We start from the raw sequence: 14,808 nt of genomic DNA on the forward strand, positions 1-14,808 counted from the left end.
ATATACAATCTAATACAAATGAACTACGGGTTATATTATATTTCAATATATATTAATCAGCAATAATTTAAAGAATTAATTTCCTTAAAAACAAAAACATAAAACACTTGTAATTAATAAATTAACATTTAAAAATTACATTATTTAAAAAACTGAATTTCATTAAATCAATTACAAAAACACAAAAAAATAATATTATAAATTAATTACATAAACCAAAAAAGCCGTTCTTACGAACGACTTTCAATTTATGGATTGTTAGAATGTTTTTATGTATTACAATTCTAAAGCTCTTTTAGCGTCACCGCCCATTAATACGTTTAATGGATCTTCTACCGCTTCTTTAACTGCAACTAAGAATCCTACAGATTCGCGTCCGTCGATGATACGGTGGTCATAAGATAAAGCAACATACATCATTGGAGCGATAACGATTTGTCCGTTTTTAACAACTGGACGCTCAACAATATTGTGCATTCCTAAGATACCTGATTGAGGTGGGTTGATGATTGGTGTAGACATCATAGATCCAAATACACCACCGTTAGTGATTGTAAATGTACCTCCTGTCATTTCATCAACAGAAATTTTTCCGTCACGTACTTTGATTGCTAAATCTTTGATAGATTGCTCAACACCACGGAAAGTTAAGTTTTCTGCATTACGTACTACTGGTACCATCAAACCTTTTGGTCCTGATACTGCAACAGAAACGTCAGCAAAGTCAAATTTTACTTGGTAGTCACCGTCAATCATAGAGTTTACGTCTGGGTATAACTCTAATGCACGTGTAACTGCTTTTGTAAAGAAAGACATAAATCCTAAACCAACACCGTGTTTAGCTTTGAATTCGTCTTTATATTGGTTACGTAAAGCAAAAATTGCAGACATATCAACTTCGTTGAATGTAGTTAACATTGCAGTTTCATTTTTAACAGAAACTAAACGTTGCGCAATTTTACGACGTAATGATGATAATTTTTTCTCTGATTGAGCACGAGTTCCTTGAGTAGAAGTTCCCATTGCTGGTGTAAAACGAGCTGCATCATCTTGAGTGATACGTCCGTCACGTCCTGAACCTTTTACTTGAGAAGCATCGATACCTTTTTCGTCTAAAACTTTTTTAGCCGCTGGAGATGGAGTTCCCGTAGCGTAAGTTGCAGCTGGAGCAGCAGGTGCTGGTGTAGCAACTGGAGCTGGAGCAGCTTTTACTTCTTCTTTAACCTCAGCTTTTGGTGCTTCTGCAGCTGGAGCGCTTCCTCCTTCTGGTTTAGCAGCTGATGTATCAATAAGACAAACAACTTGTCCTACTTCTACAACATCACCTTCTTCCGCTTTCAAAGTGATAATTCCACTTTCTTCTGCTGGTAATTCTAATGTTGCTTTATCTGAGTCAACCTCTGCAATTGCTTGGTCTTTTTCTACGTAATCACCGTCTTTTACTAACCACGTAGCGATCTCTACTTCTGTGATTGATTCCCCTGGTGATGGGACTTTCATTTCTAACATATCTATTAGCTTTATTTTTTAATTGAATACTTTATTAATTACCTCTTCGTAAATTGCAGCCCAACGTTTGCTTGAACCTGGCGCTGTTGCAGCACTTTCTGCTGGAGAAACTACGTCGAATGGATATTTTCTTAATTTACGTAAAATGTACATCCAAGCTCCCATATTTTCTGGTTCTTCTTGTGCCCAAACCAATTTAGCATTACCAAATTTAGAGATGATAGCATCTACTTTTTCTTCATTTAAAGGATATAATTGCTCTAAACGAATAATTGCAGTTTCTTTATCTCCTAATTCTTGGCGTTTTTTGTCTAAATCGTAGTAGATTTTTCCTGAACAGAAAACTACTTTTTTCACTTTTTTCACATCTACTGTTACATCTTCGATAATTTCTTGGAAACCTCCATTTGTGAAATCTGCTAATGAAGATACTGCTGATGGATGACGTAATAATGATTTTGGAGACATTACAACCAATGGTTTGCGGTAATCTGTTACAACCTGTCTTCTTAATGCGTGGAAGAAATTAGCTGGAGTTGTGATATTAGCAACAAACATATTGTTACCAGCACACATTTGTAAGAAACGCTCTAAACGTGCTGAAGAGTGCTCTGCTCCTTGCCCTTCGTATCCATGAGGTAATAACATTACTAAACCGTTTTGTAATTTCCATTTATCTTCTGCTGCAGAAATATATTGGTCGATTACGATTTGTGCTCCATTCACAAAATCTCCAAATTGAGCTTCCCAAATAGTTAACGCTTTAGGATTTGCCATAGCATATCCATAATCGAAACCTAAAACTGCATATTCAGATAATAATGAGTTGTAGATTCTTAATTGACCTTGCTCATCATTAATATGGTTTAATAAGATAATTTCTTCTTCTGTGTCTTCAGTTTTTACAACTGCATGACGGTGAGAGAACGTTCCGCGTTCTACATCTTCACCAGAAACACGCACGTTACGTCCGTCTGTTAAGATAGAACCGAAAGCTAAAGCTTCTCCTAATCCCCAGTCGATTTTATCTTCCTCAATCATTTTTCCACGTCCTTCAATTAAACGAGAAACTTTTTTGATTAATTTTTTACCTTCTGGAACTGTAGAAACAGCTTTTGCAATTTCTTTTAATTTTGCTTCGTCGTAAGCAGTATTTGCTTGTTCAAAAACTTTTGCATCATCAGCTATTTCAAATCCTTCCCACTCTTCTGGCATGAAAGGGAAAATGTGATTACGCTCAATTTCTTTAGAAGCTTCGAAATTCGTTTCTAATAAAGCCTTAAATTCAGCTTCTTTTTGTTTAACGATTTCTTCACCAATTACACCTTCTTTTAATAATTTATCCTTGTAAATTTCACGAGGATTTGGATGTTTAGCGATTAAGTTATATAATTTAGGTTGAGTGAATTTTGGTTCATCACCTTCGTTATGTCCATATTTACGGTATCCTAATAAATCGATGAATACATCAGAACCGAATTCTGCACGATAATCTGCTGCAAAACGGAAAGCGTGAACTACCGCTTCTACATCATCAGAATTTACATGCATTACAGGAGACAATGTTACTTTTGCAACATCTGTACAATATGTAGATGTACGCGCATCTAAGTAGTTTGTTGTAAACCCAATTTGGTTATTTACCACAACGTGTACTGTTCCACCTGTTTTGTATCCGTCTAATCCTGCCATTTGAACAACCTCGTAAACGATTCCTTGTCCAGCTACAGCAGCATCACCATGAATTAAGATTGGAATGATTTTAGAATAATCATCTTTGTAATCTTCTTCAACTTTTGCACGTGTAATCCCTTCTACAACTGCATCTACAGTTTCTAAGTGAGATGGATTTGGTGCTAAATTGATTCGGATATCTTTTCCATTCAATGCTTTGATTTGATTAGATGATCCCATGTGATATTTAACATCACCAGCCATTAAATCTGTATCAAAAGCTTTTCCTTCGAATTCTGAAAAGATTTGAGAATATGATTTTCCAAAAATGTTAGCCAAAACATTCAAACGTCCACGGTGAGCCATCCCTACGATAACCTCTTGTACGCCGTGATCTGCAGAACGATTAATCAATGTATCCAAAGCAGGAATCAAAGATTCATTTCCTTCTACCGAGAAACGTTTTTGTCCAACATATTTCGTGTGCATAAAGTTTTCAAAAGCAGTTGCTTCATTCAACTTTTCTAAAACACGTTCTTTCTCCTCCTTAGATAATTTTGGTTGATTCAAGTTTTGGTTTAACCAATTCTGAATCCAATTAATTCTTTGAGGTTCTCTTACATACATATACTCGATTCCGATAGATTCGCAGTACATGTTTTCTAAGTGTCCAATGATTTCACGTAAAGTGATTGGTCCACCGATACCTAAAATTTCACCAGCGTTGAATGTCAAATCTAAATCAGCATCAGATAAACCAAAGTTTTTGATGTCTAAAGTAGGTTCAAAAGTTCTACGCGCTCTAACCGGGTTAGTCTTTGTAAATAAGTGTCCACGCGTACGGTAAGCATCAATCAAATTGATGACTTTAAATTCTTTCTGTACGTTGTCTGGAACTTGAGATACTACTGCAGGATTAACTACTGCTTGCGTTGTTTGACTAGCTCTGTTAGGAGCTGTTTGTGTTGCTGGTGCAAATAATGGCTCTCCATCATATGTTGCATTCGCAAAGTCATACCCTTGGAAAAAAGCTTTCCAACTTGGTTCAATACTATCCGGATATTGGACGTATTGATCATATAAGTCGCCTATAAACTCTAAATGAGCGGCATTTAAAAACGAAAAACGATCCATAAATTTTACTCTCTATGAGATTTAGCTACAAAAATAAACTATTTAAGGCTTTAAAAAAAATTACTTTCATCATATTTATCTTATCTCGCCATAAAAATATATTATAATCAAATAATCATTACATTTGATATAAATTTAAGAAAGATTTTACATTTAGATGAGAAATTTTCTAACAAAAAAAATAAACAAACGTTGGATTGGATTCTTTATAACATTTGTGATTTTCGCTATTACAATATGGTCGAGTAACAAAATTGTACAAGAGCTAAAACGTGAAGAACACAAACGTGTAGAGAATTATGCGCGATCGTTAGAGTTGATAAGCTCATCCGAATTTTTAGATCCGAAAACGCAAGATTTTCTATTCAAATTAATTGAAGACAACAAATCAATTCCTGTTGCACTTGTAGACGAAAAAGGCATTATTGTAGACACCAAAAATATTGATGAATCGATCGTAAAAGATTCGGTTCAATTAAAAAAATATGTCAACAAAATGAAATCGTCCGAACAAACAATTGATGTTGAATTAATCGGAACTAAAAATTATGTTTATTTCAAAAATTCAAAACTTCTTAATCAATTACAATATTATCCACTCATCATTATTTTATTGATTTTATTGTTTTTTGGATTTTCATATTGGTATTTCAAAACAATTCGTGACACCGAAAAAAGTTATTTATGGGCCGGAATGGCAAAAGAAACAGCGCATCAAATTGGAACTCCACTTTCTTCTTTAATGGGTTGGGTCGAATTATTGAAATTGGAAGAAATCGATCAAACTTCGGTTATAGAAATTGAAAAAGATGTGAATCGATTGAAACATATTGCCGAACGTTTCTCGAAAATTGGTTCAACTTCTGAACTCAAACAAACTGATATTATTTCAACTTCCAAACAAACAGTGGATTATATTTCTCAACGCATTTCCAAAGGAATTGAAGTAAATTTTGTTACAGATGTAGAAGAATTTAATATTAATCTTAATTCTTCTTTATATAGTTGGGTTATCGAAAATTTGATGAAAAATGCAGCTGACGCCATGCAAAATAAAGGCGTTTTGGATATCGATATAAAAACGAAAGGTAAATTTGTTGAAATTTCTATTGCTGATACAGGTTCTGGAATTCCGACCAAATTACAGAAAAAGATTTTTCAACCTGGCTTTACAACCAAAAAACGTGGTTGGGGATTAGGATTATCATTAGCAAAACGAATTATCGAAGACTACCACAAAGGAAAAATATTTGTTTCCAAATCATCCAAAGAAATCGGAACTGAGTTTAAGATTTTATTGAAAAAATAATCAGAAATATTACACAAAATCTTGATTATATAATAAGGTATACTTTTTGTAACTTTGTTAGAGCGACAACTGTTTTGTAAAATTAATAATTATGAATGCAACAACTATTGAACAAGTGAATTCTAAATTGAAACAACTTCCTGAATCACTTTTGGAAGAAGTTGAGCCTTATATTGATTTTTTGACTTATAAACATAATCAAGAAACTGAATTTGAATTAAGTGACGAACAAAAAGAAATTTTGGATAATCGACTTAACGAGCTAAAAGAAAATTTCTTTAATGCAAAAGATGTATTGAAAGAATTGCACGAAAAATATGATTTATAAGATTAGAATTTGTTCTGAAGCTGCCCAAGATTTTGAATAAGCTCTTTCTTATTATTCAAACTTTTCTACATCTGCGGCAAAATCTTATTTAGCTGAATTAACAAAAGTTTTGGAAACTTTGGAAATAATCATTTCTATCAAGTGAACTATAGAAATTTGCATTCAAAACCTTTTAGATCTTTTCCTTATTTGTTTTTTTTTGAAACTAATGAAGAAGAAAAAACTTTTTTATTTATGCAGTTCTTTAATGCGCATAGAATCCTACAAAATATCCAAAATAAAAAATGAGCTGAAAGTAAAACTTTTCAGCTCATTTTATTAATATTATTTTCTAATATCAAAATTCTAGTATCTCAGTACTAATTACTATTCTTTCACACCAATATAAATCTCTATTTCGGCATCAGCAGGATTTTGAGCTTTTTCGGTGTACAATTCTTAATCATATTTATACGTACAATTTAGATTTGCATCATAATTCCAAATTTCTGTCCAAGTTTTTCCAACTGCTTCATGCAATTCTCCTTTGGCAATATATTTTTTGAATGTTTGTGGCTCAAATTCTCGCCCAACCATCCCTTCTGGAATTTCATCTAAAGAAGAAACTTCGCAACCAATAATTGTCGTATATTTTCCTCTAAAATCACTTTCGTAATCTGTATAAAACCGAATAAATATTAGAGCTTATCGCATTCGGAATTTTAGCAATAATATTTTCTGCAAAAAATTGATGCCATAACTTTCCTAAATCTTCAATCGCTTGACTATTATTGTTAGATGTTTGGGTTGCAATTCCTATTATTTTTTAATGTATTCATTTTATTTTTTTTAAAATCCTAAAATCATTTTCGCAATCGAAAAGTAAATCAATAAACCAAAGATATCATTACTTGTTGTGATAAATGGACCTGTTGCAATAGCAGGATCAACACCATATTTATGCAACATAATTGGAATAAATGTCCCAATCAAACTTGCTAAAATCATTACAATTACTAAAGCTAATACAATGGTTGAAGAAATTTCGTAGCTTGCGCTCATCAAGAAATGCGTCGCCAATAAAAGTACAAAAGCTAATAATGAACTATTCAATAAAGCCAATAACATTTCTTTTCCTAATCTTTTCCAAATAGAACCCGAAATATTACTATTCGCCAAACCTTGCACAATAATCGCAGAAGATTGCACACCAACATTTCCTGCCATGGCGGCAACAAGCGGTGTAAAAAAGAATAATTGCGGATACAAATTCATCGCATCGCTAAAACTTTGCGACACATTAACAGCAACAAAACTACCTACCAAAGCCAATAAAAGCCAGGGTAGACGAGCACGAGTTAATTTTAAGATATTATCATCCGAATCGACATTTTGAGTAATCCCGGCTGCTAATTGATAATTTTCTTCAGCTTCTTCACGAATAACATCAATCACATCATCCACCGTAATTACACCTACCAAACGCATTAATTCATCTACAACAGGCACTTCATACAAATCATATTTTTCGATTACTTTTGCAACCTCCATATCTTTTGAATAAGTCTTTACATATTGGATCTTTTCATTGTAAACATCAGCAACTTTTGTATTTGCAGAAGTCGTCAATAAACGCTTTAAACTCAACGTTCCAAGTAATTTTTCATCTTCATCAACAACATAAATAGAGAAAACCTCTTCTAAATCCTCAGCTTGTTTTCGCATTTGTTTTACTGCTGTAATTACCGACCAATCTTTGTTGACTTTTATCAACTCTTTCCCCATCAAACCTCCAGCCGTATCTTCGTCATAACGTAAAAGATCTACAATTTCACGGGCATGTTCTTGGTCTTCTAATTGCGCAATTACCTCATCTTTCTTTTCATCAGAAAGCTCATTAATAACGTCAACAGCATCATCGGTATCCATCTCATTAATGACATCTTCAGCAATTTCTTTTGCAGTAAGCGTTTTCAGGAATTTGCGTCGATCATCTTCTTCTAATTCAAGAAGGATATCAGCAGAAATTTCATTATCGAGTAAATCAATTACAAAAGATTGTTCTTTGGTCGAAAGCTCATCAAACAATTCAGCAATATCGGCGGGGTGCAAATCTTGCAACATCTCCTTAACTGCTTTTGCATTTTGCTGATTAATACTTTCGTTTAAATGTTCAATAAAATCTTTTGTAATTTTTACCTCCATAATCTATTTCATTCTTTTCGTTAACTCAATAAAATCTTCGACAGATAATTGTTCTGCGCGCATATTCAAAAACTCGTGATCGTTTAAATCTTCAGGAATTCCCAAAGCTTTCAACGAATTACGAAGCGTTTTTCTTCTTTGTCCAAAACCAGCTTTTACCACTTGAAAAAACCGTTTTTGTTCGACTCCTTCAATTTCTGTTCGGTAGCGTTTCATAATAATAACGCCCGATTTCACTTTTGGTGGCGGTGTAAAAACGTGTTCTGGAACGGTGAACAAATATTCACAATGATAATAAGCTTGAGCTAATACAGAAAGTATACCATAATCTTTTGTACCTTTTTTGGATGCAATACGTTCTGCAACTTCTTTCTGAAACATTCCACAAACTTCGGGAACAGTGTAACGCTCTTCTAAAGCTTTAAAAATAATTTGCGAAGATATATTATACGGAAAATTTCCTAAAATAGCAATTTGTTCATCAAACTTTGATGAAAAGTCCATTTTCAAGAAATCTTCAGAATGAATTTTAAATCCTGGATAAAATGGTTGATAATATTCTTTTAAATATTCGACTGATTCTGTATCAATCTCCACAACCTCTATATTTTTCTTTGCTTGTAAAATATATTTTGTCAACACGCCCATTCCTGGACCAATTTCTAAGACACGATCATAGCCTTCCCAAGTTAACCCTTCAGCGATGTCTCGTGCAATATTTTCGTCATTCAAAAAATGCTGACCTAAATGTTTTTTAGCTTTTACTTTCAAAAATTCTAAATTTTAAGTTTTCTTTAACCAACTTACCGTAGAATATATACGGAATATCTTTCTTGCGAAATAAGTTTTTTTTATCTTAGCCCCAAAATTAACCCAAATGTCAAAAACGAACGATAAATTTGAGAAAAAAAGACTGCGATCTTCAAACATCACTGTTGTGATTAGTATTTCGCTTGTTTTATTTCTATTAGGTATTTTCGGCTTAATTGTCATTAATGCACAAAGTTACGCAGAACATCTAAAAAGAGAGTTAAAAATCGAGGCATATTTTAAAGATGTCGAAGATCCAAAATTAAAAGATAAGGAGCTTGATTTACAGAAATCTTATATCGATTCGTTGAAGGTGAAGTATCCTTTTGTTGAAGCTACACAGTATATCAGCAAAGAGGATGCAGCTAAAATTGCGAAAAAAGATTTGGGTACGGATGGTAGTGATTTCTTCGAAGAAAGTATTTTCCCTGCATCAGTTCAAATTACATTGAACCCTGCATTAATACAATCTGTTGAACAAATTGATTCTATTAATAAGGTATTGGCAAAAAATCCGATTGTAGACGAAGTAAAAAGTGACAAAGAAGCGATGGTAACGATTTACCACAGCATCAACAAAATTACTTTTTGGATTATGATTTTTGCTGTTATTTTCTTGGTAATCGTTGTTGTATTAATCAACAACTCTATACGTCTGAAAATTTACGCAAAACGTTTCAGCATCAAAACGATGCAATTAGTTGGTGCGCGTAGACGTTTTATTGTAAAACCTTTCTTGATAGAAGCCGCAGTTTTAGGTTTCTTAGCAGCATTTATTGCAGCAGTAGGATTAGGTTTCTTATGGTACATTTTAGCAACAAAAGTTGGTTTAGTACTTTGGAATCCAAGCTTCACTCCACTTATTATTATCTTAATTGGAATTGGAGTTGTTATTGCCGTTTTCAGTACATTGTTTGCTGCATGGCGTTATTTAAGATTAAAAACTGATCAACTTTATTAATGAAATCAAATTCTATCAATACAACAAAAAAATCAGCATCTACAAACGATGCTGGTTTTACTTTTTTATTTGGAAAAAGAAATTACATTTTCATGGCAATTGGTGTTGCGCTAATTGGTCTTGGATTTTTATTGATGACAGGACACGATGCGAACACAAGACCCGATGGAACGTGGGATGCAAATTATTGGAACGACGAAATCTATTCTTTTCGTAGAATTAGATTAGCGCCTTTTTTAGTTGTTGTTGGTTTCATCGTCGAGATTTATGCCATTTTAATCAATCCGAATAAAGAAAAATAATGAATACTTTACAAGCAATTATTATTGCTATTATAGAAGGTCTTACCGAATATTTACCAATTTCTTCTACAGCACACATGGGATTCACAGCAGCTTTGATGGGGATGCCAGAAAGTGAATTCTTAAAAATGTTTCAAGTTTCGATACAATTTGGAGCAATTTTATCAATTGTCGTTTTATATTGGAAAAAATTCTTTGACTTCAAAAATTTCAATTTCAATTTTTACATCAAATTAGCTTGTGCGGTTATTCCTGCCCTTATATTAGGAAAATTATTTGATGATAAAATCGAAGCTGTTTTAGGAAATCAAGTTGCTATTTCTGGAATGTTAGTTTTCGGAGGAATCATTTTATTATTTGTAGACAAATGGTTCAAAAATCCTAAAATTAATGATGAAAAAGATATTACATTAAAACAAGCAATTATTATCGGTTTTTGGCAATGTTTGGCTATGATGCCTGGTACATCTCGTTCCGCCGCCTCGATCATTGGAGGTATGACACAAGGTTTATCTCGTAAAGCAGCTGCAGAATTTTCTTTCTTTTTAGCAGTTCCGACAATGTTAGCGGTTACAGTTTATTCTATTTTTGTTAAAACTTGGGGAGAAGATACTGCAACACCAATGAAAGGTTACGAAATGATTTTGCAAGATCAAAACCATATTATATTATTCTTAATTGGAAATGTTGTCGCATTTATTGTAGCATTAATCGCAGTGAAAACATTTATTGCAGTTTTAACAAAATACGGTTTCAAATTTTGGGGGTGGTACAGAATTATCATCGGAATTATTTTATTGATTTATTTCTCTTACAATTCTCCAACACAAGCAGAAAAAGACAATGCCGCTTCAGTAGAAACTACAATGATTCAGCACAAATAAGATGAACGTAGAAAAAATACAAGAAGGTCACGTTTTTTTGATTGATAAACCACTTGATTGGACATCTTTTGATGTCGTAAATAAGATACGTTGGAACATTAGAAAAGCATATAATTTAAAGAAAATAAAAGTTGGACATGCTGGGACTTTAGATCCAAAAGCTACTGGACTTTTATTGGTTTGTACAGGAAAATGGACAAAACGCATTGATGAATTTCAGGCGCAAGAAAAGTCCTATACAGGTACAATCAAATTAGGTGTAACGACGCCTACATATGATTTGGAATCGGAAGAAGATCAAACTTTTCCTACTGAACATATCACAGAAGAAATCATTCACGAAGCAACGAAGCAATTTATTGGAGAAATTGAACAATTTCCGCCAATGCATTCAGCGGTAAAAGTAGATGGAAAACGTTTGTATGAATTAGCTCGCGAAGGTCAAGAAATAGAACGTAAAGCACGTAAAATAACGATTCACGATTTTAAAATTACAAAAATAGATTTACCTTTTGTCGATTTTGAAGTGAATTGTAGCAAAGGAACCTATATTCGTTCTTTGGCTTTTGATTTTGGAAAAGCAATTAATTCGGGTGGATATTTAACAGCACTTCGTCGTACAAAAATTGGCGAATTTGATGTCATCAATGCTGAAAATTTCGCTTTAGAAAAAAGTTATTTCGAAGAAGAAAATACAACAGAAGAAGTATAAAATTAAAAAAGCTTGGACAAATGTTCAAGCTTTTTTTATCTATAAAGTGATTAATACTTTATTTATTTCATCGCTCACTAATTTTGGCTTTTGCATCACCATAATATGTGTTCCGCCTTCTATTTGTATTGCATCTTTGATATATTCAATCGGAAAAACAATATCTTTTGTACCATGAATATGTGTGATATTTTCTTCGTGATAAGCTGTAGAATGTTCCCAGTTTACAATCTTATGAATCGACCAACTTAAATATTCTTTGTTTCGAAACTCAAAAATATCGTCAATATTATCTTTATCACGATCCGTATAATACAATTTTCGCATCATCATGTACGAAAATGTTCGGTCTGAAGTTAAAAAACTCATCGGAATTATTTTATGCGCATTAATAGAAGCCGAAAATCGAAATAACTTCGGAAGCTCTGCCCTACTCTTCACTGTCGAAATCAGAAATGTATGTTTTGGATTGATAAAACGATTCATTTCCTGCACAATTATTCCACCAAAAGATAATCCCATCAAAAGAAAATCTTCTATGGGATTTATTTTATCTAACAATCTTTCAGTATAATGAGCCAAAGTTTCATCTTTCTCTGGATCTAACCAAGGAATATAAACTTGCTCAAAATCTTGTTCCAAGCGTAGATTTCGAAAAGCATTTGCGTTTGCGCCTAATCCACTTACTTGATAAATTTTCATACCTAAATTTATAATATATCTTTTTTCTTTGAATAATCTGTTGGACGAACTCCAATTACTTTTTGGAATGTATTACTAAACGTCGGCAAACTATTGTAACCAACCATTGTCGAAATTTCACTGATTGAATACGTATTATCAATTAACAATTGTAAAGCGCGTAACATTCTTAAAATAGTGAAATATTGAACAAATGTCATATTCAAATCTTTTTGGAATAATCGTGATAATGATCGTTCAGAGAATCCGAATTCGGCTGTAATTTTCTTCATTGTAATCGAAGAATCCATATTATCATCTAAGAATTGAACGATTTTTTTCAGACGTTCGTCGTGTGGTAATGGAAGAGCTAATCGTAAACTACTTTTGCTTACTTTAGGTAATATTTCTTTAAAAGCTTGTGCAATTACATATTCGCTTCTATTTTCTGGAAGAATATCTCCTTTCCATTGGTTAGAAAATAATAAAAGCTCTAACAACAATCCATCAGCAGGATAGATTCCTACTTTTTTATAAAACGAATTATCACTTTCATTAATAGGGAAATATAAATTTCTCATAATCACCTCTGGTGTATTTGGGTGTATACTATGTTCCACATGAGGCGGTATCCACATATAGTGTCTTGCAGGTAAATAAAAAGTATCTTTTCCTATTTTTACATAAACTATTCCTCCCTCACAATAAAGAAATTGCGCTTTGTTATGTTTATGTTCTACCACGTATGCTTCCGAAATTTCCTTATGGTAACAGAAAATTGAGGTTGGTAATTTGTCAATTTCGGTTAGGTAATATCGTGTTTCGAACTTATTATCCAAATGTATATTCATAGTTTCTTTAATCTGCGAACTAATATAATAATTTATTTGATATGATGTATAATGTACACAAATAAAAATGTCCGAAATAGATAATTATTTGACTATTTTTAATATTAACTTTTTATTAATTAATCCAATATTTGTAACTCCCTTCGTTCAGAAGGGAACAATTATTGAATAGTATTAGAAAGAAAAAGTTGCATTATGTTGGAAAGAATAAAATTAACTAACCTACAGTCAAAAGTAATGACAGCAGAGGAGTCTGCCAAATTTTTTGAAGATGGAATGACTGTTGGTTCTAGTGGTTTTACAAGAGGAGGCGATACTAAAGTTGTATTAAAAGCTGTTGCTGAGCGTGCCAAATCTGAAAATTTAAAAATCACTTTAGTAACAGGAGCTTCATTAGGACATGGTACAGACGCAGCTTTAGTAGAAAGTGGAGCATTAAAAAAACGTTTACCATTCCAAGTAGATACTGTAATGCGTAAAAATATAAATGCAGGTAATGTTTTATTTATCGATCAGCATTTAGGAGAAACTGCTGAGCATATTTTAGATGGACAATTTAAAATTAATTTAGGTGTTTTAGAAGTTGCTGAAATTTTAGATGATGGTTCTTTAGTACCTACTACTTCTATCGGTAATAATGCAGAAATTGCTGCAAATGCAGACAAATTAATCATTGAGATTAACACATCTATTCCTACAAATATCAAAGGTATTCACGATATTTATAGTGTAGAAGAATATGGAAAACGTACTCCAATTAACATCACTACTTGTGATACAAAAATTGGAACAGAAACAATAAAAGTAGATCCTTCTAAAATTGTTGGAATTGTTTTTCACGACATTCAAGATGCTCCAGGAGACATTCAACCAGCTGATGAAGCGACTGCTGCAATTGCTCAAAACATTGTGAAATTCTTCGAAAATGAAGTTGAAGAAGGTCGTCTTACAAAATCATTAATGCCATTACAATGTGGTATTGGTAAAGTTGCAAACGCCGTTTTAGGTGGTTTAGAACATTCTGATTTTGAAGATTTAGTCATGTATTCAGAAGTTTTACAAGATTCTACATTTGACTTAATTGATTCTGGAAAAATGAAGTTTGCTTCGGCATCTTCTATGACAGTTTCTCAAGAATGTTATGACCGTGTTATAGGAAACATCGACAATTATAAAGATAAAATTGTTTTACGTCCTCAATCTATTTCTAACTCTGCCGAAGTTATTCGTCGTTTAGGAATTATTGGAATCAATACATCTTTAGAGTGTGATATTTATGGTAACGTAAACTCAACTCATGTTTCTGGTACACACATGATGAATGGTATTGGAGGTTCTGGAGATTTTGCTCGTAATGCATTTATCTCAATCTTTGTTACTGCTTCTATCGCAAAAGGTGGAAATATTTCGTCTATCGTTCCGATGGTTTCTCATCACGATCACACAGAACATGATGTAGATATTATTGT

The 14,808-nt window shown here is 32.8% G+C and carries 14 protein-coding genes; 7 read left to right on the forward strand and 7 right to left on the reverse strand.

Annotated elements, in window-relative coordinates:
- Positions 1-276: 276 nt before the first annotated feature.
- The gene (odhB, locus tag B4E95_RS01855) at positions 277-1,509 is read right to left on the reverse strand and encodes a 2-oxoglutarate dehydrogenase complex dihydrolipoyllysine-residue succinyltransferase (protein WP_185096030.1); all 1,233 of its coding nucleotides are present in this window, start codon (positions 1,507-1,509) and stop codon (positions 277-279) included.
- 18 nt (positions 1,510-1,527) lie between these two features.
- On the reverse strand, positions 1,528-4,317 hold the full coding sequence (locus B4E95_RS01860) for a 2-oxoglutarate dehydrogenase E1 component (RefSeq protein ID WP_291062786.1): 2,790 nt from the start codon (positions 4,315-4,317) through the stop codon (positions 1,528-1,530).
- A gap of 157 nt (positions 4,318-4,474) precedes the next feature.
- Between B4E95_RS01860 and B4E95_RS01865 the strand changes: the two genes are divergently transcribed.
- Together B4E95_RS01865 and B4E95_RS01870 are read left to right on the forward strand one after the other, a co-directional pair.
- Entirely contained in the window at positions 4,475-5,626 is a 1,152-nt protein-coding gene (locus tag B4E95_RS01865) for a sensor histidine kinase (protein WP_291089485.1), read from the forward strand.
- 91 nt (positions 5,627-5,717) lie between these two features.
- Positions 5,718-5,954, forward strand: coding sequence for a hypothetical protein (locus B4E95_RS01870; protein WP_221855315.1), 237 nt, complete (start codon positions 5,718-5,720; stop codon positions 5,952-5,954).
- A gap of 438 nt (positions 5,955-6,392) precedes the next feature.
- On the opposite strand, the gene B4E95_RS13110 is transcribed toward B4E95_RS01870, so the two are convergent.
- The 3 genes from B4E95_RS13110 to rsmA all read right to left on the reverse strand — a co-directional run bounded on the left by B4E95_RS13110 (position 6,393) and on the right by rsmA (position 8,909).
- Positions 6,393-6,632 (reverse strand): GyrI-like domain-containing protein, encoded by a 240-nt coding sequence (locus tag B4E95_RS13110; RefSeq protein ID WP_409450809.1) that lies wholly within the window; start codon positions 6,630-6,632, stop codon positions 6,393-6,395.
- A 150-nt stretch (positions 6,633-6,782) separates the two neighbouring features.
- Positions 6,783-8,138 (reverse strand): magnesium transporter, encoded by a 1,356-nt coding sequence (mgtE, locus tag B4E95_RS01880; RefSeq protein ID WP_221855313.1) that lies wholly within the window; start codon positions 8,136-8,138, stop codon positions 6,783-6,785.
- A gap of 3 nt (positions 8,139-8,141) precedes the next feature.
- Complete coding sequence (gene rsmA / locus B4E95_RS01885; RefSeq protein ID WP_038332430.1) at positions 8,142-8,909, reverse strand: 16S rRNA (adenine(1518)-N(6)/adenine(1519)-N(6))-dimethyltransferase RsmA; 768 nt, start codon at positions 8,907-8,909, stop codon at positions 8,142-8,144.
- A gap of 106 nt (positions 8,910-9,015) precedes the next feature.
- On the opposite strand from rsmA, the gene B4E95_RS01890 reads away from it, so the two are divergent.
- Genes B4E95_RS01890 through truB form a run of 4 tightly spaced genes read left to right on the forward strand, consistent with a single transcriptional unit; the run spans position 9,016 to position 11,807 of the window.
- Positions 9,016-9,909, forward strand: coding sequence for a cell division protein FtsX (locus B4E95_RS01890; protein WP_221855311.1), 894 nt, complete (start codon positions 9,016-9,018; stop codon positions 9,907-9,909).
- Complete coding sequence (locus B4E95_RS01895; protein ID WP_286496112.1) at positions 9,909-10,211, forward strand: DUF3098 domain-containing protein; 303 nt, start codon at positions 9,909-9,911, stop codon at positions 10,209-10,211. Before B4E95_RS01890 ends, B4E95_RS01895 begins: the two co-directional genes overlap by 1 nt.
- Positions 10,211-11,095, forward strand: coding sequence for an undecaprenyl-diphosphate phosphatase (locus B4E95_RS01900; RefSeq protein ID WP_291072023.1), 885 nt, complete (start codon positions 10,211-10,213; stop codon positions 11,093-11,095). Before B4E95_RS01895 ends, B4E95_RS01900 begins: the two co-directional genes overlap by 1 nt.
- A 1-nt stretch (position 11,096) precedes the next feature.
- Entirely contained in the window at positions 11,097-11,807 is a 711-nt protein-coding gene (gene truB / locus B4E95_RS01905) for a tRNA pseudouridine(55) synthase TruB (RefSeq protein ID WP_291059113.1), read from the forward strand.
- A gap of 39 nt (positions 11,808-11,846) precedes the next feature.
- Here the strand turns inward: truB and B4E95_RS01910 are convergent, their stop codons facing one another.
- Positions 11,847-12,509, reverse strand: a complete 663-nt coding sequence (locus B4E95_RS01910) for an alpha/beta fold hydrolase (protein ID WP_291059115.1) — start codon at positions 12,507-12,509, stop codon at positions 11,847-11,849.
- An 8-nt stretch (positions 12,510-12,517) separates the two neighbouring features.
- Complete coding sequence (locus B4E95_RS01915) at positions 12,518-13,339, reverse strand: AraC family transcriptional regulator (protein WP_291059117.1); 822 nt, start codon at positions 13,337-13,339, stop codon at positions 12,518-12,520.
- A 195-nt stretch (positions 13,340-13,534) separates the two neighbouring features.
- On the opposite strand from B4E95_RS01915, the gene B4E95_RS01920 reads away from it, so the two are divergent.
- A partial coding sequence (locus tag B4E95_RS01920; RefSeq protein WP_291089488.1) for an acetyl-CoA hydrolase/transferase C-terminal domain-containing protein occupies positions 13,535-14,808 on the forward strand: 1,274 nt, incomplete at its 3' end.

Source organism: Empedobacter sp. UBA7494 (assembly GCF_002478465.1).
Lineage (GTDB): Bacteria > Bacteroidota > Bacteroidia > Flavobacteriales > Weeksellaceae > Empedobacter > Empedobacter falsenii_B.